The organism is Streptomyces collinus, from assembly GCF_031348265.1.
GTDB lineage: Bacteria > Actinomycetota > Actinomycetes > Streptomycetales > Streptomycetaceae > Streptomyces > Streptomyces collinus.
This window is the reverse complement of sequence record NZ_CP133771.1, coordinates 1,213,025-1,231,236: the sequence shown is the minus strand read 5'-3', so window position 1 is coordinate 1,231,236 and position 18,212 is coordinate 1,213,025. Positions and strand designations below refer to the sequence as shown.

Below are 18,212 nucleotides of genomic sequence, written 5' to 3'. Positions count from 1 at the left end.
CCTCACCGCCGCCGGGATCACACCAGTTTCGCACGGTCTGGGTGAACCTCAACCAGCTTCAGTCCGGGAGGTCCGTCAGGGACTGCTCGGCCCAGATGATCTTTCCCTCGGGAACGAACCGCGTGCCCCACCGCTGCGTGAGCTGGGAGACCAGCAGCAGCCCGCGCCCGCCTTCGTCCGTCGTACGGGGATGACGCAGATGCGGTGCGGTGGCGCCGCCGTCGAGCACCTCGCACACCAGCGCGCGCTCCCGGATCAGCCGGAGCCGGATGGACCCGGTGGCGTACCGCATGGCGTTGGTGACCAGCTCGCTCACCACCAGCTCCGTGGTGAAGGACAGCTCGTCCAGGCCCCAGCGCGCCAGCTGCCGGGTGGCCGTGCGACGGGCGTCGGCGACCACGGCCGGGTCCGAGGGCAGCTCCCAGGCCGCGACCTGCTCGCTGCCGAGACGTTTCGTCCGGGCCACCAGCAGGGCCACGTCGTCGTAGGGGCGGGCCGGGACCAGCGCGTCGACCACGGCCCTGCAGTACGAATCGAGCGGGCCCGACTGCTCCAGCGCCCGGCGCAGCCGCTCCCGTCCCGCGTCGACGGCCCAGGTCTCGCCCCGAGCCAGCAGCCCGTCGGTGTGCAGCGCGAGCGTGCTGCCCTCCGTGAGAGGAAGCTCCAGCGCCTCGAAGGGCGGCCCGCCCACGCCGAGCGGCGGCCCCTGGGGCAGATCGACGAAGACGACGGAGCCGTCGGGCAGCACCACGGCCGGAGCGGGATGCCCCGCCGCGGCCATCGCACTTCCGCCGTCGACCGGGTCGTAGACCACGTACAGGCACCCGGAACCCACGACCCCTGCCCCGCCCGATCCCATCGCGCCGGGCTCCCCGCCCTCCTCCCGCACCGACCGCCCCACCAGGTCGTCGAGGTGCGCCAGCACCTCCGCGGGCGGCAGATCCAGCGCCGCCAGGGTCCGGACGGCCGTCCGCAGCTGCCCCATGGCCGCAGCGGCGTCGATGCCGTGCCCTGGCACCTCGCCCACGACCAGCGCGACCCGCGCCCCGGACAGCGGGATGAGGTCGTACCAGTCGCCGCCGAGACCGGTCAGCTCGTCGGCCGGCCGGTAGCACGCGGCCACCTCGACGGCGTCCTGCTCGGGCAGCCGGTGGGGGAGCAGACTGCGCTGCAGGACGAGCGCGGCGTCCCGCTCGCGGGTGTAGCGGCGGGCGTTGTCCACGCAGACGCCCGCGCGGGCGACGAGATCCTCCGCCAGCCGCAGGTCCTCCTCGTCGAAGAACTCCCGGTCGTGGCGCCGGTAGAACGTCGTGATGCCCAGGGTGATGCCCCGCGAACGGATCGGCACGGTCATCACGCTGTGCAGCCCCAGCTCCCGGAACGTGGCCCGGCGGCCGCTCGGGGTGTCCGTGGTCCAGTCCCGGGTCAGCGGGTCGAGCCGCTCCGCGCGCCAGGACCGGCCCGTGGCCAGACAGCGGAAGGGCGGCGTTCCGGCCCGGAACGCCACCGTCTCCCCGATCTCGATGACCGCTTCGGCGAGGTCGTCCTGCGCGGACCGGTAGCCCGCGCGGCGCAGCTCCACCGGCTCCTCCGAGTCCGCGAGCGGCCCGGGAGCCGGCTCGGCGCCCCGCAGTACCGACTCCAGCAGGTCCACGGTGACGAAGTCGGCCAGCCCCGGCACGGCCACGTCCGCCAGCTCCTGCGCCGTGCGCGTCAGGTCCAGGCTGCGGCCGATGCTCTCGCCGGCCCGGTCGAGCAGCGCCAGCCGCTGCCGCGCCCGGTGCCGCTCGGTCATGTCCACGACGGTGTAGTACACGCCGATCGGATGGCCCCGGTCGTCCTCGAGCCGGGTGAACGACAGCATGTGTGCCGTCTCGCGCAACGGGGCCGAGCGCACATGGCCCACGTGCTCGTAGCCGACCACCGCCTCGCCGGTCTCCAGCACGTGCCGCATCTGCGCCTCGACCGCCTGCCCGTCCATGCCCGGCTGGACGTCCGCGAAGCGCAGACCGAGCCGTCGTGCCGCCGGGCCGCCGCCGAACTGCTCCAGGGCGGCGTTCGACCACACGAAGCGCAGGTCCGTGTCCACGATCGCGATACCGACCGGGGCGCCCGCCGCCATCTGCTCCAGCACCGTACGGCTCATGTCCCAGCCGGGGGCGTCGGCCAGCTCCGACAGGAGCATCAGCCAGCGCGACCCGCCGTGCGTCTCCTCGGCCGAGGCGATCCGGGCCGCCACCTTCACCGGCTGCCCGTCCCTGCGGCGGACCGTCAGCAGCCCCGTCCAGCCGCCGTCCCTGCGGCACCGCTCGACCAGGTCCGGCACGCGCTGCGCGTCCTCGGCGACCAGCAGATCGGCCAGCTTCCTGCCGACCGCCTCCGAAGCCGGGTACGCCAGCAGCCGCCCGGCACCGCTGGTCCAGCCCGTCACCACGCCCTGCGGATCGAGCAACAGGGGCGCCGCGTCGGCCACATCGAACCGCTGCCGGGCAACGTCGTACACCTCGTCTGCGCCCACGGCCGACCTCTCTGTCGCTGAGAGTGGTCTACCACCTCTTGCCCCAATCTTCACCCTTCCGGCGAGAGCGGGCGGCTTGTGCAGGCCGGTCGGGGAGACCGAAGGGATCCGGCACCGCATCTACGTCGGGCCCCCTGCCGACGGCAGTCGCCCGCCCCAGCGCCGACAGACCGCCGTCGCCGGCCTCTCATGGGCAGGCGGGGAGCGGCCCGTCCATGTCATGGACGTCGCTCCCCACCAGGTGACCGCGGGGCTTCTCAGCCCAGCGCCTTCTCCAGCGCCGCGAGGGCCCCCGTCAGCTCCTCGCCCGTGATGGTGAGCGGGGGTGCCAGGCGGATCGTGGAGCCGTGGGTGTCCTTCGCCAGGACTCCCTCGCGCATCAGGCGTTCGCTGATCTCGCGGCCGGTGCCGAGCGCGGGGTCGATGTCGACGCCCGCCCACAGGCCGCGCGAGCGGAACCCGACGACGCCCTTGCCGACCAGCCCCGTCAGACCGTCACGGAGGATCACGCCCAGCTCCGCCGCCCGGCGCTGGAACTCGCCCGTCTCCAGCAACTCCACCACCGCCGTTCCGACGGCAGCCGCCAGCGGATTGCCGCCGAACGTCGAGCCGTGCTCACCCGGGTGCAGCACCCCGAGCACCTCCCGGCGCCCCACCACCGCCGACACCGGCACGATGCCGCCGCCCAGCGCCTTGCCCAGCAGCAGCACGTCCGGCACCACCGGCTCGTGCTCGACCGCCAGCGTGCGGCCCGTGCGGCCGAGCCCGGACTGGATCTCGTCCGCGATGAACAGACACCCCTTGCGGTGGGTCAGCTCCCGCACACCGGCCAGATAACCGTCGTCGGGGATGATCACCCCCGCCTCACCCTGGATCGGCTCGATCAGCACCGCGGCCGTCGTCTCGTCGACCGCCGCCTCCATCGCGGCCAGGTCGTTGTACGGCACCACCCGGAAACCCGGCGTGAAGGGCCCGAAGCCCGACCGGGCCGTCTCGTCCGTCGAGAAGCTGACGATCGTCGTCGTACGGCCGTGGAAGTTGTCCGCCGCGACCACGATCGTCGCCCGGCCGTCCGGGACGCCCTTGACGTCGTAGGCCCACTTGCGGGCCACCTTCACGCCGCTCTCCACCGCCTCCGCACCGGTGTTCATGGGCAGCACCATGTCCATGCCGGTCAGCGCGGCCAGCCGCTCCGCGAACTCGGCGAGCCGGTCGTTGTGGAAGGCGCGCGACGTGAGCGTCAGCCGGTCCAGCTGGCGGTGCGCCGCCTCGATCAGTGCCGGGTGCCGGTGGCCGAAGTTGAGGGCCGAGTAGCCGGCCAGCATGTCGAGGTAGCGCCGCCCCTCCACGTCCTCCACCCAGGTGCCCTCGGCACGCGCGACGACCACCGGCAGCGGGTGGTAGTTGTGCGCGAGGACCGGCTCCTCCGCGCGAATCAGCTCCTGCGAGCCACGGGTCTCCCGCGAGCCGCGGGCCCCCTGCGAGTCCTCGGTGCGGACGGGTGCGGTCATGAGCGGATCTCCCGGATCTCCTGGGTGCAGCACTTGATGCCGCCACCGGCCTTCTGGAACTCGGACAGGTCGACGGGGACGGGGACGTAGCCTCGGTCGGCCAGTTGCTCGGCGAGGCCCGTCGCCCCGGGTGAGATGAACACGTGGCGCCCGTCGGAGACGGAGTTGAGCCCGAACGCCATGGCGTCCTCGCGGGTGGCGAGCACCGCGTCCGGGTACAGCCGGGCCAGCACCTCACGGCTGCCCGGCGAGAACGCCTCGGGGTAGTAGACGATGGTGCCGTCGGGCCCCTCGTCGAGGACGAACAGCGCCGTGTCCAGGTGGTAGAAGTACGGATCCACCAGCGTCAGGCTGATCACCGGCGTACCGAAGTACTCCTGCACCTCGCTGTGAGCCTCCCGGGTCGTACGGAAGCCCGTCCCGGCCAGGATCCAGCGGCCGGCCGGCACCAGGTCGCCCTCGCCCTCGCACACCGACTCGGGGTGGTACACCTCGTACCCCTCCGCCTTGAACCACGCCTCGTACGGCACGGACTCGGGACGGCGTTCGGGCGCGTGGAAGAGCGAGCCGAAGACGCGGCCGTCGACGACGACCGCCGCGTTCGCGGCGAAAACCATGTCGGGCAGGCCGGGAACGGGTTTCACACTGTCCACGGTATGGCCGTGGGCACGGTAGGTGTCGACCAGCGCCTGCCACTGGTCCAGGGCGCGGAGAACATCGACGGGTTCACCGGGATGCATCCACGGGTTGATCGCGTACTGCACGGCGAAGTGTCTGGGTTCGCAGACGAGGTAGCGCCGCCGGCGCGGCACACGGGAGTCGGGCACAGAGGGGTCCCTCCGCTTCCTCACGGTGTGTGACTGGGGGTTGACACAACGGTAGGAACTGGAGGAGGTGCGCGACAAGAAACAAAGATTGCGCGTTCACGCAGGAACGCTGCGTCTCCAGGCCGCTCAGCGCACGTCTGCTGCGCCGCCCGGAGCCCCTTCGGGGGCCGGATGACTCGCCCCCGCCTCCGGGCTCTCCGGCAGCAGATGGGACAGCACCATCACGCTGATCGTCTTCCGGATGAACGGCTCCTGCCGGATCCGCTCCAGCACCTCCTCGAAGTGCTCCACGTCCCGCGCCCGCACATGCAGCAACGCGTCCGCGCCGCCGGTCACGGTCATCGCCGCGGCGATCTCCGGGTAGTCGCGCACGACCTCGGCCAGCCGCCGCGGCGGGGCGGCGCCCTCGCAGTACACCTCGACGTAGGCCTCCGTGCGCCAGCCCAGCGCCGACGGCTTCACCGTCGCCGAGAACCCGGTGATCACACCGGTCTCACGCAGCCGGTCGACCCGCCGCTTGACCGCCGTCGCCGACAGCCCGATCGCTGTGCCGATCTCCGCGAACGACGTCCTGGCGTTCGCCATCAACGCCGTGATGATCTTCCGGTCGAGCTCGTCGAACGCCGTGGACCTGCTGCTCATGCGGGCACTGTATCCACCGGCACCGCCGCCCGCGCCCGCCCGGCGCGGGCACCGTGTCCAGCGGATACGTCCACGCCGGGCACATGTCCAGACGTACGGATCACCCCTACACTCCGGGTTCATGCTGCGCGCCCTGGCTGTCGACGACGAACGCCCCTCCCTGGAGGAGCTGCTCTACCTCCTGCACGCCGACCCCCGCATCGGCAGCGCGGAGGGCGCAGGCGACGCGACCGAGGCGCTGCGCCGCATCAACCGCGCCCTGGAATCCGGCCCCGGCGGTCCCGAGGCCATCGACGTCGTCTTCCTCGACATCCAGATGCCCGGCCTCGACGGCCTCGACCTCGCCCGGCTGCTCACCGGCTTCGCCCGGCCGCCGCTCGTCGTGTTCGTCACCGCCCACGAGGACTTCGCCGTGCAGGCCTTCGACCTCAAGGCCGTCGACTACGTCCTCAAACCGGTCCGCAAGGAGCGCCTCGCCGAGGCCGTCCGCCGGGCCGCCGAACTGCGCGGCGCCGCCCCGCGCATCCCCGTGCACGAACCCGATCCGGACCACATACCCGTCGAACTCGGCGGCGTGACCCGCTTCGTCGCCGTCGAGGACATCACCCACGTCGAGGCCCAGGGCGACTACGCGCGCCTGCACACCGACAAGGGCAGCCACCTGGTCCGCATCCCGCTGTCCACCCTGGAGGAGCGCTGGCGCACCCGCGGCTTCGTCCGCATCCACCGCCGCCACCTCGTCGCCCTGCGCCACATCGGCGAACTCCGCCTCGACGCGGGCACCGTCAGCGTCCTCATCGGCTCCGAGGAGCTCCAGGTCAGCCGGCGCCACACGCGCGAACTGCGCGACCTGCTCATGAGGAGGACGTGACGGTGCCCCCGGACCACACCGAACGCCGCGTCGTCGTCACCGGCCCGCCCCGCCGCACCGGCCGGGCCTCCGGCTACTACCGTCCGCGGACCGAGATCGACGAGCAGACCACCCTCGGCCACACCTACGTCCGCTCCCTGATGCGTACCCAACTGCGCGCCGCCCTCGCCGTGTTCGCCGTCCTCGGACTGCTCGTCGGCCCGCTCCCGCTGCTCTTCGCGGCGATGCCCGACGCCCGCCGCCTGGAGTGGGCCGTCCTCGGCTTCGGCCTCTACGTCCCCCTGGTCCTGCTCGCCCGCTGGTACGTGCGCCGCGCCGAGCGCAACGAGCGCGACTTCGTACGCCTCGTCGAAGACCGCTGAAGCCCCGCCCATGAACTCCAGCTACGCCGTCCCCGCCGTCGCCCTGGTCGTCGTCGCCACGGTCCTGGTGGGCGCCTTCGGCCTGCGCATCTCCCGCACCACCTCCGACTTCTACGTCGCCTCCCGCACCGTCGGCCCCCGCCTCAACGCCGCCGCCATCAGCGGCGAGTACCTCTCCGCCGCCTCCTTCCTGGGTATAGCGGGACTCGTCCTGGTCCAGGGCCCCGACATGCTCTGGTACCCGGTCGGCTACACCGCCGGCTACCTGGTCCTGCTGCTCTTCGTCGCCGCCCCGCTGCGCCGCTCCGGCGCCTACACGCTCCCCGACTTCGCCGAGGCCCGCCTGGCCTCCCAGGCCGTGCGGCGGCTCGCCGGTGCCTTCGTCGTCGGGGTCGGCTGGCTGTACCTGCTGCCCCAGCTCCAGGGCGCCGGACTGACCCTGACCGTGCTGACCGGGGCGCCCGACTGGCTCGGCGGCGTGATCGTCGCTGTCGTCGTCACCGCCACCGTCGCCGCCGGCGGCATGCGCAGCATCACCTTCGTGCAGGCCTTCCAGTACTGGCTGAAGCTCACCGCCCTGCTCGTCCCCGCCCTCTTCCTGGTCCTCACCTGGCAGAGCGACGGAGCACCCCGGCACGCCTTCGACGAACCGGCCACCTTCCGCGAGCAGCGCGTCGTCCGCGTCGACGACAGCATCGACCTCACCCTCGACCGGCCCCTGAGCATCACGGTGACCGGCACCGTCGACGGCCGGACGCACACCGGCACCCGCCTGGAGCTGCCCGCCGGCACCCATCGCATCGACAGCGGCACCCGCCTCACCTTCGCCGCGGGCGCCCCCGTCCCCCGGGCCGACCGCGGCGGCGGCGGAGACCTGTCCCCGTCCCAGGCCGAGAGCCGCGAGGAACGCCCGCTCTACGCGACGTACGGGCTGATCCTCGCCACGTTCCTCGGCACCATGGGCCTGCCCCACGTCGTGGTCCGCTTCTACACCAGCCCGCACGGCGTCGCCGCCCGCCGCACCACCGTCGCGGTCCTCGGCCTGATCGGCGCCTTCTACCTCCTGCCACCCCTCTACGGCGCCCTGGGCCGCCTCTACGCCCCCGAACTCACCCTCACCGGCGACCCGGACGCCGCCGTCCTCCTGCTGCCCGACCGCATGATCGGGGGAGTGGGCGGCGACCTGCTGGGCGCGCTGGTCGCAGGCGGCGCCTTCGCCGCGTTCCTGTCCACGGCGTCGGGGCTGACCATGGCGGTCGCGGGAGTGCTCACCCAGGACGTCCTGCCGTCCCGGGGCGTACGGCACTTCCGGCTCGGGACGGTCCTCGCCATGGTCGTGCCCCTCGCGGCGAGCGTCCTGGTCGGCGGGCTGCCGGTCGCCGACGCCGTCGGGCTCGCCTTCGCCGTGTCGGCGTCCTCGTTCTGCCCGCTGCTCGTCCTCGGCATCTGGTGGCGGCGGCTGACCCCGCCCGGCGCCGCCGCCGGGATGCTCGTCGGCGGCGGTTCCGCGCTGCTCGCCGTCGCCGCGACCATGGCGGGCTACCCGGGCGAGGGCGCCCCCCTGCACGCCCTGCTCGCCTGGCCCGCCCTCTGGTCGGTGCCGCTGGGCTTCCTCACCATGATCCTGGTCTCCCTGGCCACGCCCGGCCGGGTCCCGCCCGGCACCGCCGCGGTCCTGGCCCGCTTCCACCTGCCCGAGGAACTGCGCACGGAGGTGACGGCATGAGCGGGTTCCTGGCCGGCCTGTGCGTCGCCGTGCTCCCCGTACTGGCCCTGGGGGTCTGGCTCGGCCGCCGCACCTCGCGCGCCAAGAGTCTCGCCGGCCTCGGCACCCCCGTCGAGCACGCCACCTTCGAGACCCTGCACACCGCCTCCCTCGCCGCGCCCCCGCTGCGGGCCGGCCTGACGGAGGAGACCGCCCGTAAGTCCGCCCGTAAACTGCGCTCCCTGCTCGGCACGGACGCCCTCTGCCTCACCGACCAGGGGCAGGTCCTGGTCTGGGACGGCGACGGCGCCCACCACCGCACCGAGATCATGGAACGCCTCGCGGGCCCCCTGGAGACCGGCCGCGGCGAAGCCTTCCGGCTCACCTGCGACAGCCTCGACTGCTCGGTGCGCTGGGCGGTCGTCGCCCCCCTCACCGTCGACGACCGGGTGCACGGAGCCCTCGTCGCCTGCGCGCCACGCGAGTCGGCGGTACTGGTCCGGGCCGCCGGCGAGGTCGCCCGCTGGGTGTCGGTCCAACTGGAACTGGCCGATCTCGACCAGTCCCGCACCCGCCTCATCGAGGCCGAGATCAAGGCGCTGCGGGCGCAGATCTCCCCGCACTTCATCTTCAACTCGCTCGCGGTGATCGCCTCGTTCGTCCGCACCGACCCCGAGCGCGCCCGCGAGCTGCTCCTGGAGTTCGCCGACTTCACCCGCTACTCGTTCCGCCGGCACGGCGACTTCACCACCCTCGCCGAGGAACTCCACGCCATCGACCACTACCTGGCCCTGGTGCGGGCACGCTTCGGCGACCGCCTGTCCGTGACCCTCCAGATAGCGCCGGAGGTGCTGCCGGTGACCCTGCCGTTCCTGTGCCTGCAGCCGCTCGTCGAGAACGCCGTCAAGCACGGCCTGGAGGGCAAGGCCGTGTCCTCCGGCAAGTGCCACATCCAGATCACCGCCCAGGACGCGGGCGCCGAGGCCCTCGTCGTCATCGAGGACGACGGCGCCGGCATGGACCCCGGCCTGCTGCACCGCATCCTCGCCCGCGAGGCCAGCCCCTCGGGCGGCATCGGCCTCTCCAACGTCGACGACCGGCTCCGCCAGGTCTATGGCGACGACCACGGGCTCGTCATCGAGACCGCCGCGGGAGCCGGCATGAAGATCACCGTCCGGCTCCCGAAATACCAGCCGGGCGTGCACTCGGCGGGGCGGCTGACCAGGGAGTGAGCCGCCCCACCGGCCGGCCGGGCGGTGAGCCGTCAGGTGCTGCGCGTGGTGACCACCAGTCCCAGCGTGATCAGACCCAGCACGACCCAGCCGAACCACAGCCAGCCGTTGCTGCCGAGCGCCACCGTGTAGGCCGTCACCACGACCAGCCCGCCCAGTGTGAGCGCTCCCATGGTCTTCGTAGAGTTGGAACCGTTCGTGGAACCGGGCATCGCAACACCCTCCTCATGGTTCGGTCCCTCCATGGTGCCCGGCGGACGCCCGGCGCGCACGGCCCGTACCGAAGAGGTCTTCAGCGCCCCTGCGCGTTCAGCGAGGCCAGATAGGCGTTGTACGCCTCCAGTTCCTTGTCCCCGTCGCGGTCCGCGGCCCGGTCCGTGCGCCTGGCCTGCCGCTGGTCCGAGGCGTACCACTGGAACAGCAGGGCCACCAGCACCAGCACGGAGGGGATCTCGCTGAACGCCCAGGCGATGCCGCCCGCCGCGTTCTGGTCCGAGAGCGCCTCGATGCCGAGCGAGGCGGGCGGGTTCTTGAACGTCTGGACCATCGGCTCGGACGCCATCATCAGCGCGATCCCGAAGAACGCGTGGAACGGCATGCCGGCGAACAGCTCCAGCATGCGCATCAGATAGCCCGGGCGGTGCGGGCCAGGGTCCACGCCCATGATCGGCCAGAAGAACACCAGACCGACGGCGAGGAAGTGCACCATCATGGCGATGTGCCCCGGCTTGGAGCCCATCAGGGTGTCGAAGAGAGGAGTGAAGTACAGCCCGTACAGGCTCGCGATGAACAGCGGGATCGTGAACGCCGGGTGCGTGATGATCCGCATGTACCGGCTGTGCAGGAACATCAGCAGCAGCTCGCGCGGCCCCTTGCGTCCCCGTCCCGCGGTCGGCAGAGCCCGCAGCGCCAGCGTGATCGGCGCCCCGAGCAGGATGAGGATGGGCGACACCATGCTGATGACCATGTGCTGCACCATGTGCACGCTGAACATGACCATGCCGTAGTCGTTCAGCTGCGTGCACATCATGAGCATGATGCTCAGCACGCCCAGGACGAAGGCGACCGTCCGTCCCACGGGCCACTTGTCCCCGCGGCGGACGAGCCGCACGACACCCCACCCGTACAGGGCCAGCCCGGCCAGGCAGGCCACGAGGAAGAACGGGTCAGCCGACCACTCCAGCCCTCGTCCCAGCGTGAACGGCGGCAGATCCATGGTCATGCCGTGCCCGCTGTGATCCATTCCGCCGGCTCCTGTTTCGTGGGGGTGTGCAGCAAGTTGTCCGCCCACAAGAGTAGAACCGCCCCCGGCCACACAAGTGACCGGGGGCAAGGTTCCAGGGGCGCGGGGCTGTGTTCGATCTGCGGCTCCGCCGCGTGGGCGCGACAAGCCACACACACCACCCGCACTCGGCAGATCAGCGCGACCTCAGAGAACGGTCTCCGCCTCGGCGTACCGCTCGTCCGGCACCGTCTTCAGCGTCTCCACGGCCTCGGCCAGCGGCGTCATCACGATGTCGGTGCCGCGCAGCGCGGTCATGTGCCCGAACTCACCCCGGTGCACCGCCTCCACCGCATGCCAACCGAACCGCGTGGCCAGCACCCGGTCATAGGCGGTCGGCGTACCGCCCCGCTGCACGTGCCCGAGGATCACCGGCCGGGCTTCCTTCCCCAGCCGTCCCTCCAGCTCCACGGACAGCTGCCGGGCGATCCCGGCGAACCGCTCGTGCCCGTAGATGTCCTTGCCGCCCTCGTCGAACTCCATGGTCCCGGCCCGGGGCTTGGCCCCCTCCGCCGCGACGACGATCGCGAACCGCTTGCCCGCCTCGAACCGCTCGCCCACCCGGCGGGTCAGCTCCTCTATGTCGAAGGGCCGCTCGGGGACGACGATGGCGTGCGCGCCGGCCGCCATTCCGGAGTGCAGGGCGATCCAGCCGGTGTGCCGGCCCATGACCTCGACCACCAGGACCCGCTGGTGCGATTCGGCGGTGGTCTTCAGCCGGTCCAGGGCCTCGGTCGCCACCCCCACGGCCGTGTCGAAGCCGAAGGTGACGTCCGTGACGGCGATGTCGTTGTCGATGGTCTTCGGCACGCCCACGATGGGCAGACCGCTGTCCGACATCAGCTTGGCGGCCTTGAGCGTGCCCTCGCCGCCGATGGGGATGATCGCGTCGAGGCCGAGCTCCGCGACATGCTCCTTGGCCCGCTCCACACCGTCGCGCAGATGGGAGGGCTGGACCCGGGAGGATCCGAGAATCGTGCCGCCGCGGGCGAGGATGCCGCCCACCGCGTCGAGGTCGAGCTTGAGGTAGTCGCACTCCAGGAGGCCCTTCCAGCCGTCCCGGAAGCCGATGACCTCGTCGCCGTGGTCGACGACGGCGCGGTGCACGACGGACCGGATGACGGCGTTCAGGCCGGGGCAGTCGCCGCCGGACGTGAGGACACCAATGCGCATAGCCCGAATACCTTCTCAACGTGGGCCGGGGACCGGACCACGTTGTCCGGCTGGAATCCCCGCCACCCTAGCGGCATCGAGGGGCCGGACCGAAGCACGCGTCCGCCTGCTGGACGACCCCGCTCACCTGTGCGGATGGGCCGTCATACGGGCTGTTGACCAGCAGGTTGACGCGTACCCCGGGCACGCTGCGGCGCTGTGCCTAGGCGGGCTGCTGAGCAGCGGCGATCCGCTCGTTGCGCAGCGCCTCGTACCAGCGGTCGTCGGTCGGCGGCAGCGCGTTGACGTCGAGGGCCAGCTTCAGCAGCAGGTCCGCGATCAGCGGGTTGCGCGCGAGCACCGGCCCGTGCATGTACGTGCCGAAGACGGTGTCGTTGTACGCACCCTCCGTGCCGTCGCCCGTGCCGTTGCCGTTGCCGAACCGCACCTGGGCGAGGGGGCGGGCGGTGGGGCCCAGGTGGGTGACGCCCTGGTGGTTCTCGAAGCCGGTCAGCGGGGGCAGGCCGAGACGCTGGTCGACATCGCCCAGCACGTCACCGACGCACCGCGCGCCCTCGCCGCGCACCGACACCACGTCCAGCAGCCCGAGACCGGGCTCGCGCTGGCCGAGGTCGTTGATGAACTCGTGGCCGAGGATCTGGTAGCCGGCGCACACGGAGAACACGATGGCGCCGTTCTCCACGGCCCGGGTCAGGCCGCCGTCCCGGCGCAGCCGCTCGGCGGCGAGCCGCTGCGGCCGGTCCTCGCCGCCGCCGATCAGGTAGATGTCGCCGGAGGTCGGGATCGGCTGGTCACTGCGCACGTCCAGCCGGGCCACGTCCAGGCCGCGCTGCTGGGCCCGGCGCTCGACGACGAGGACGTTGCCCTGGTCGCCGTAGGTGCTGAGCAGGTCGGGATAGATCCAGACGATGCGCAGTTGGTTGTCGCTCACAAAAGTCCCCTGACGTCTCGTGCTCAGTTGCCGACGCGGCGGCGCAGGTCCTGGAACGCCGTGTAGTTGGCGATGACCTCGATCCGGCCCGGCGGGCACGCCGCCACCGCCTGGTCGAGGTTCTCGTAGACCTGGAAGTGCTGGTCGGCGACCTCCAGGCGCACCGCCAGGTCCAGTCTCCGGTCGCCGACGACGCAGATCGGGTGGCCGGTCAGGCGCGAGTAGTCGACGTCCCACAGCCAGGAGGTGTCGGTGCCGTCGGCGGAGCGCGCGTTCACCGACAGGATGACCGGGGTGGGCGGCGGGTCGATCAGGGAGAACGTCTCCAGCCAGCCGGCCGGGTTCTTCGCGAGCAGCAGCCGCAGGTCCCGGCCCTGGAACTGGACGACGTCGTAGCGCCCGGCGACCGCCTGCACCTGGTACATGCGCTCCAGCGCGACCTGCGGCGGCACCCCGAACACGGCGGCGACTGCGGCCGAGGAGGCGGCGTTGGCCTTGTTGGCGCGGCCGGGCAGCTGGAGGTGGATCGGCCAGGCCGAGCCGTGCGGGTCGAGCACGTGGTCGCCGGAGAGCGCCCAGCTCGGCGTCGGACGGCGGAAGCCGCACTCGCCGCAGAACCAGTCGTCGCCCGGGCGCTGCATCACGCCGCCGCACGACGGGCAGGACCAGGCGTCGTCCTTCCACATCTGCCCCGCGGCGACCCAGATCACGTTGGGGGAGGACGACGCCGCCCACACCACCAGCGGGTCGTCGCAGTTGGCCACGACCACGGCCTTGGAACCCGCGAGTCCCTCCCGCCAGTTCTCGGCGAGCATGCGGGTCTCGGCGGCCCGGTCGAGCTGGTCGCGCGAGAGGTTGAGCAGGGCGATGCACTTCGGGGCGGTGTCCCGGGCGACACCGGCGAGGTACTTCTCGTCGACCTCGATGACGCCGTAGCGGGCGTCGGAGCTGCCGGCGAGGGCCGAGGTGATGCCGGCCGGCATGTTGGCGCCGAGCGCGTTGGAGACGACCGGTCCCGCCGCGCGCAGGGCCTCGGCGATGAGCCGGGTGGTGGTGGTCTTGCCGTTCGTCGCGGAGACCAGGATCACGTCCAGGTTCTGGGCGAGCCGGGCGAGGAGGTCGGGGTCGAGTTTCAGCGCGACCCGGCCGCCGATCACCGAACCGCTGCCGCGTCCTGCGGCGCGCGATGCCGCCGCGACCGCCTTGCCCGCGGTCACGGCCAGCTTGGCCCGCGGCGAGAGCGGGTCCGAGTTGCCTGCCATCAGTTCTCGATCCTCCTTGCGTACGCGCCGCGCCTTGAAGCCTGACGGCCACGTGGTGTGGACCTCAGCCTATCGAGATCCATTCGCACTCCCGAACCGCGGCACTGTGGCGAACTCGTGTGGGAGGCGCGGACCGACAGGACCTTACTCTTGCCGCCATGCGACAGAGCCCCATCCCCGGCACCCACGGCCGAGTGAGACCCCTCACCCTGCACGGCGACCCCGCCCTGCACACGCCTTGCGCGGAGGTCACCGACTTCGGCCCCGAACTGGCCCGGCTGGTCGAGGACTTGTTCGCGACCATGTACGCCGCCCAGGGCGTCGGCCTCGCCGCCAACCAGATCGGCGTGCCCCTGCGGGTCTTCGTCTACGACTGTCCCGACGACGAGGACGTCCGCCATGTCGGCCATGTGATCAACCCCCGTCCGACCGCAACGGACGGCGTGGTGATCCGGGGCCCGGAGGGCTGTCTGTCCCTGCCGGGCCTGGAAGCGGGCACGGAACGCTACGATCACGCGGTGGTCGAGGGCTTCACGGTGACGGGAGAACCCGTCACCGTCCACGGCACGGGCTTCTTCGCCCGCTGCCTGCAGCACGAGTGCGACCACCTGGAGGGCCGCATCTACGCGGACCAACTGAGCGGCTGGCGCCACCGCAGACTGATGCGGCAAGTGGCCAAGGCCTCATGGCGCCGGATGGGGTGACTCCTCAGGGGCGCGGGGCCGTGCTCGATATGCGGCTCCGCCGCGTGGGCGCGAACGACCCCCACCGGCGGTCTGCCGAGCCGCAACGGTCAGAACCCCGGCCCCCCGACCCGATCCCCGGCGGCCGCAAGCCGCCCCCACAAGAGATCAGCCAGACTCCGCACCAACTCGGCCCGAGAGCAAGGCCGTTCACCCAGCCACCAGTCCCCGGCCGCATGCATCATGCCGACGATCCCGTGCCCCCACACGCGAGCGAGCTGCTGCCCGCCCGGCCCGAGATCCAGCCGCTCCTCGATGACCTGTGCCAGCTCCTCACCCATCCGCCGCAGCAACGGCGCACTGTGCTTGCCGACATCGAAGCCCGAATCGCCCGGCTGGCTCCCCTCCGCCGGATGCATCAGGAACCGGTACACCTGGGGTCGCGCCTCGATCGCCGCGAGGTAGGTGTCCAGCGTCGCCTCGACCCGCTCCCGCCGGTCCGCCGGCGCGTCCAGCGCCGCCCGCAGCGAGTCCAGCAGCGCGTCGGTGTGCCGCATGGCAAGGGCCGCGTAAAGTCCGCCCTTGTCGCCGAAGTGCCGGTAGAGAATGGGCTTGGTGATGCCGGCTTCCGCCGCGATCGCGTTCATCGAGGCCTGCGGGCCGTCGCGCAGCACCACTCGGTCGGCGGCCTCCAGCAGCTCGCGCCGACGGCGGTCGGCGGACCGTTGCTGATCGGTCCGCTGCGTGGTGTCCATGGTCTCTCCCCACCCGTGCTGTTTCCATGACGCCTGCGCAAACTAACACTGAAGCGTGCCCCCGACACCGAACGGGTGCCGACCGGTCGGTAGGAGTTGACTTCGACTACCCGCCGGTAACAGACTGCTGTTACCGCAAGTAACATGCACGTGTGCCGCTGGAGGGGACGACATGGCCGAGTTCACCATGGAGCTCAACGACGAACAGAAGGAGGTCCGGGACTGGCTCCACGGCTTCGCGGCCGACGTGATCCGCCCCGCGGCCGCCGAATGGGACGAGCGTGAGGAGACTCCCTGGCCGGTCATCCAGGAGGCCGCCAAGGTCGGCATCTACTCCCTGGACTTCTACGCCCAGCAGTACTTCGACCCCACCGGCCTCGGCATCCCCATGGCGATGGAGGAGCTGTTCTGGGGCGACGCGGGCATAGCCCTGTCCATCGTCGGCACCGGCCTGGCAGCCGTGGGCGTCCTCGCCAACGGCACCGAGGAGCAGATCGGCACCTGGATCCCGCAGATGTACGGCGACGCCAACGATGTCAAGGTCGCGGCGTTCTGCTCCTCCGAGCCCGACGCCGGCTCCGACGTGGCCTCCATGCGCACCCGGGCCGTGTACGACGAGGCCAAGGACGAGTGGGTGCTCAACGGCACCAAGACCTGGGCGACCAACGGCGGCATCGCCAACGTCCATGTCGTGGTCGCGGTCGTCGACCCCGAGCTCGGTTCCAAGGGCCACGCCTCCTTCATCATCCCGCCGGGCACCGAGGGGCTGTCCCAGGGCCAGAAGTTCAAGAAGCACGGCATCCGCGCCTCGCACACCGCCGAGGTCGTCCTGGACAACGTGCGGGTGCCCGGCTCGTGCCTGCTCGGCGGCAAGGAGAAGCTCGACGAGCGGCTCGCCCGCGCCCGGGAGAAGGCCAGGCAGGGCGGGGAGCGCGTGAAGAACGCGGCGATGGCCACGTTCGAGGCCTCGCGCCCGGCCGTCGGCGCCATGGCCGTCGGAACCGCCCGGGCCGCGTACGAGGTCGCCCTCGACTACGCCACCACCCGGGAGCAGTTCGGGCGGCCGATCGTCGACAACCAGGGCGTGGCGTTCCAGCTCGCCGACATGCGCACGTCCATCGACGCGGCCCGGCTCCTCGTCTGGCGGGCCTCCTGGATGGCGGTCAACGGCAAGCCGTTCACCGCGGCCGAGGGCTCGATGTCCAAGCTGTTCGCGAGCGAGACGGCCAAGAAGGTCACGGGCCAGGCGATCCAGATCCTCGGCGGCAACGGCTACACCCGGGAGTACCCGGTCGAGCGCATGCACCGGGACGCGGCCATCTACACCATCTTCGAGGGCACGAGCGAGATCCAGCGCCTGGTGATCGCCCGGACCCTCGCCGGCGTGCCGATCCGCTAGCACTGCCCGAAGGTCATCGTCGGCGTGTCCGTCGGGTCGGCGAACCCGTGCGGGCACGTCCGGCTTCGCGCCGGACTGCTCGTAGCGGGGGGAGCCGTGCCAGGCTCGTCCCGACACCTCGACGACGGAGGAAGCGATGACGCACCCGGCCCGGGACCTGTTGCGGACGACCACGGCGGCCCTCGCCCCGGACCCGAACGCCAATCCCTTGGTCCCGCGGATCGCCGCCGGTACGGCACCCCGCGCCGGCCTCGCCGCGCTCGCCCTGGAACAGACCTGGGTGATCCCCGCGGACCGTCGCGCGTTCGAGCACCTGGCCGCCCGGTCCGCAGCGGCCGACCCGGAGGCCGCGGCCTTCTTCACGGCCCTCGCGCAGGGTGAGGCGCTGGCGGGCGAGCGCCTGGCCGCCTTCGCACGGGCGTGCCGCGCGCAGGAGGTGTCGTACGAGCCGCTGCCCGGCTGCCAGGCGTACCCCGCGTACGTGGCCTGGCTGGCGCTCAACGCCGCACCGGCGGACGTGGTCCTGGCGCTGACGGCCAACTTCTCGGCGTGGGGCGGCTATTGCGCGACCATCGCCACCGCGCTGCGCGAGCAGTACGGGTTCACCGACGAGGCCTGCGCCTTCTTCGACTTCTTCGCGGAGCCGTCACCCGACCTGGACCGGCTGGCGACGGCAGCCGTGGAGGCGGCCCTGGACGCCGGGCGCCTCGACCAGGAACGGGCACACACCTACGGCCGCCTGCTGCAGACGTACGAGGCGATGTTCTGGGACGCGCTGAGTGCGACTCCCTCCTAGGGCGCCGGGCTCAGGTCGCGGTCCCGCTGCTGTGCGCGATACAGGCCACATCGATCCGATCGGCCAGTTTCGCCAGCTCGATGGCCAGCTCGGCGACCGTGTCCTCGTCCAGCCCCGACTCCCCGCCCTCCACCAGCCGCACCCACCGACCCCCCACGGTCCGCAACAGCTTGCTGACATCCGCGGCAGCCACCTGCAAGGTCCCGCGGTCGTCGACGATCAGAGGCAGAGTCACTTCGCGGTTCACAGACGGGATCGTAGCC

The 18,212-nt window shown here is 71.9% G+C and carries 18 protein-coding genes; 7 read left to right on the top strand and 11 right to left on the bottom strand.

The genetic code is table 11. The features are described 5' to 3' along the window. Window positions 1–58 precede the first annotated feature (58 nt). The 4 genes from RFN52_RS05425 to RFN52_RS05410 form a co-directional block, all read right to left on the bottom strand. Window positions 59–2,518, bottom strand: coding sequence for a SpoIIE family protein phosphatase (locus tag RFN52_RS05425; RefSeq protein WP_311240901.1), 2,460 nt, complete (start codon window positions 2,516–2,518; stop codon window positions 59–61). A 257-nt stretch (window positions 2,519–2,775) separates the two neighbouring features. Then, complete coding sequence (gene rocD, locus RFN52_RS05420) at window positions 2,776–4,029, bottom strand: ornithine--oxo-acid transaminase (protein ID WP_311240900.1); 1,254 nt, start codon at window positions 4,027–4,029, stop codon at window positions 2,776–2,778. Further along, the gene (gene ddaH, locus RFN52_RS05415) at window positions 4,026–4,856 is read right to left on the bottom strand and encodes a dimethylargininase (protein ID WP_184843075.1); all 831 of its coding nucleotides are present in this window, start codon (window positions 4,854–4,856) and stop codon (window positions 4,026–4,028) included. The genes rocD and ddaH overlap by 4 nt, the downstream gene beginning before the upstream one ends. Before the next feature lie 126 nt (window positions 4,857–4,982). After that, a complete protein-coding gene (locus tag RFN52_RS05410; protein WP_184843072.1) occupies window positions 4,983–5,498 on the bottom strand; it encodes an Lrp/AsnC family transcriptional regulator in 516 nt (171 codons plus the stop codon). Window positions 5,499–5,619: 121 nt separating this feature from the next. On the opposite strand from RFN52_RS05410, the gene RFN52_RS05405 reads away from it, so the two are divergent. From RFN52_RS05405 to RFN52_RS05390, 4 genes are read left to right on the top strand one after another with little or no spacing between them, the layout of a single operon-like run. After that, a complete protein-coding gene (locus RFN52_RS05405; RefSeq protein WP_184843069.1) occupies window positions 5,620–6,369 on the top strand; it encodes a LytR/AlgR family response regulator transcription factor in 750 nt (249 codons plus the stop codon). A gap of 2 nt (window positions 6,370–6,371) precedes the next feature. Continuing rightward, on the top strand, window positions 6,372–6,731 hold the full coding sequence (locus RFN52_RS05400) for a hypothetical protein (protein WP_184853802.1): 360 nt from the start codon (window positions 6,372–6,374) through the stop codon (window positions 6,729–6,731). 10 nt (window positions 6,732–6,741) lie between these two features. After that, window positions 6,742–8,457 (top strand): sodium/solute symporter, encoded by a 1,716-nt coding sequence (locus RFN52_RS05395; protein WP_184843067.1) that lies wholly within the window; start codon window positions 6,742–6,744, stop codon window positions 8,455–8,457. Further along, window positions 8,454–9,668 carry a sensor histidine kinase gene (locus tag RFN52_RS05390; protein ID WP_184843064.1) on the top strand — a complete coding sequence of 405 codons (1,215 nt, stop codon included), beginning with the start codon at window positions 8,454–8,456 and terminating at the stop codon, window positions 9,666–9,668. Before RFN52_RS05395 ends, RFN52_RS05390 begins: the two co-directional genes overlap by 4 nt. A gap of 32 nt (window positions 9,669–9,700) precedes the next feature. On the opposite strand, the gene RFN52_RS05385 is transcribed toward RFN52_RS05390, so the two are convergent. From RFN52_RS05385 to RFN52_RS05365, 5 genes are all read right to left on the bottom strand, one after another. Continuing rightward, the gene (locus RFN52_RS05385; RefSeq protein ID WP_030835374.1) at window positions 9,701–9,880 is read right to left on the bottom strand and encodes a hypothetical protein; all 180 of its coding nucleotides are present in this window, start codon (window positions 9,878–9,880) and stop codon (window positions 9,701–9,703) included. A gap of 80 nt (window positions 9,881–9,960) precedes the next feature. Beyond that, window positions 9,961–10,911, bottom strand: a complete 951-nt coding sequence (locus RFN52_RS05380) for a cytochrome c oxidase assembly protein (RefSeq protein WP_184843061.1) — start codon at window positions 10,909–10,911, stop codon at window positions 9,961–9,963. Window positions 10,912–11,097: 186 nt separating this feature from the next. After that, the gene (locus RFN52_RS05375) at window positions 11,098–12,123 is read right to left on the bottom strand and encodes a 6-phosphofructokinase (RefSeq protein ID WP_184843058.1); all 1,026 of its coding nucleotides are present in this window, start codon (window positions 12,121–12,123) and stop codon (window positions 11,098–11,100) included. 202 nt (window positions 12,124–12,325) lie between these two features. Then, window positions 12,326–13,054, bottom strand: coding sequence for a type 1 glutamine amidotransferase (locus tag RFN52_RS05370; RefSeq protein WP_033307231.1), 729 nt, complete (start codon window positions 13,052–13,054; stop codon window positions 12,326–12,328). Window positions 13,055–13,077: 23 nt separating this feature from the next. After that, window positions 13,078–14,316 (bottom strand): MurT ligase domain-containing protein, encoded by a 1,239-nt coding sequence (locus RFN52_RS05365; RefSeq protein ID WP_033307230.1) that lies wholly within the window; start codon window positions 14,314–14,316, stop codon window positions 13,078–13,080. 158 nt (window positions 14,317–14,474) lie between these two features. Here RFN52_RS05365 and def point away from each other — a divergent pair, with 158 nt between their 5' ends. Then, the gene (gene def / locus RFN52_RS05360; RefSeq protein ID WP_184843055.1) at window positions 14,475–15,020 is read left to right on the top strand and encodes a peptide deformylase; all 546 of its coding nucleotides are present in this window, start codon (window positions 14,475–14,477) and stop codon (window positions 15,018–15,020) included. Between the two features lie 89 nt (window positions 15,021–15,109). On the opposite strand, the gene RFN52_RS05355 is transcribed toward def, so the two are convergent. Next, window positions 15,110–15,754 carry a TetR/AcrR family transcriptional regulator gene (locus RFN52_RS05355; RefSeq protein WP_033307228.1) on the bottom strand — a complete coding sequence of 215 codons (645 nt, stop codon included), beginning with the start codon at window positions 15,752–15,754 and terminating at the stop codon, window positions 15,110–15,112. A gap of 172 nt (window positions 15,755–15,926) precedes the next feature. Here RFN52_RS05355 and RFN52_RS05350 point away from each other — a divergent pair, with 172 nt between their 5' ends. Together RFN52_RS05350 and RFN52_RS05345 are read left to right on the top strand one after the other, a co-directional pair. Beyond that, window positions 15,927–17,153: an acyl-CoA dehydrogenase family protein gene (locus RFN52_RS05350; RefSeq protein ID WP_184843052.1), complete on the top strand. Its 1,227-nt coding sequence runs from the start codon at window positions 15,927–15,929 to the stop codon at window positions 17,151–17,153. A gap of 136 nt (window positions 17,154–17,289) precedes the next feature. Beyond that, window positions 17,290–17,949 (top strand): TenA family protein, encoded by a 660-nt coding sequence (locus RFN52_RS05345; RefSeq protein ID WP_184843049.1) that lies wholly within the window; start codon window positions 17,290–17,292, stop codon window positions 17,947–17,949. A 10-nt stretch (window positions 17,950–17,959) separates the two neighbouring features. Here RFN52_RS05345 and RFN52_RS05340 read toward each other — a convergent pair whose 3' ends face one another. Then, window positions 17,960–18,196: a DUF6213 family protein gene (locus tag RFN52_RS05340; protein WP_033307522.1), complete on the bottom strand. Its 237-nt coding sequence runs from the start codon at window positions 18,194–18,196 to the stop codon at window positions 17,960–17,962. Between the last annotated feature and the right edge of the window lie 16 nt (window positions 18,197–18,212).

What these genes read in the sequence shown, in the direction of transcription:
- rocD (WP_311240900.1), bottom strand. Translation starts at nt 4,029, where the DNA reads ATGACCGCACCCGTCCGCACCGAGGACTCGCAGGGGGCCCGCGGCTCG.
- RFN52_RS05410 (WP_184843072.1), bottom strand. Translation starts at nt 5,498, where the DNA reads ATGAGCAGCAGGTCCACGGCGTTCGACGAGCTCGACCGGAAGATCATC.
- RFN52_RS05405 (WP_184843069.1), top strand. Translation starts at nt 5,620, where the DNA reads ATGCTGCGCGCCCTGGCTGTCGACGACGAACGCCCCTCCCTGGAGGAG.
- RFN52_RS05395 (WP_184843067.1), top strand. Translation starts at nt 6,742, where the DNA reads ATGAACTCCAGCTACGCCGTCCCCGCCGTCGCCCTGGTCGTCGTCGCC.
- RFN52_RS05390 (WP_184843064.1), top strand. Translation starts at nt 8,454, where the DNA reads ATGAGCGGGTTCCTGGCCGGCCTGTGCGTCGCCGTGCTCCCCGTACTG.
- RFN52_RS05385 (WP_030835374.1), bottom strand. Translation starts at nt 9,880, where the DNA reads ATGCCCGGTTCCACGAACGGTTCCAACTCTACGAAGACCATGGGAGCG.
- RFN52_RS05380 (WP_184843061.1), bottom strand. Translation starts at nt 10,911, where the DNA reads ATGGATCACAGCGGGCACGGCATGACCATGGATCTGCCGCCGTTCACG.
- RFN52_RS05375 (WP_184843058.1), bottom strand. Translation starts at nt 12,123, where the DNA reads ATGCGCATTGGTGTCCTCACGTCCGGCGGCGACTGCCCCGGCCTGAAC.
- RFN52_RS05365 (WP_033307230.1), bottom strand. Translation starts at nt 14,316, where the DNA reads ATGGCAGGCAACTCGGACCCGCTCTCGCCGCGGGCCAAGCTGGCCGTG.
- def (WP_184843055.1), top strand. Translation starts at nt 14,475, where the DNA reads ATGCGACAGAGCCCCATCCCCGGCACCCACGGCCGAGTGAGACCCCTC.
- RFN52_RS05355 (WP_033307228.1), bottom strand. Translation starts at nt 15,754, where the DNA reads ATGGACACCACGCAGCGGACCGATCAGCAACGGTCCGCCGACCGCCGT.
- RFN52_RS05350 (WP_184843052.1), top strand. Translation starts at nt 15,927, where the DNA reads ATGGCCGAGTTCACCATGGAGCTCAACGACGAACAGAAGGAGGTCCGG.
- RFN52_RS05345 (WP_184843049.1), top strand. Translation starts at nt 17,290, where the DNA reads ATGACGCACCCGGCCCGGGACCTGTTGCGGACGACCACGGCGGCCCTC.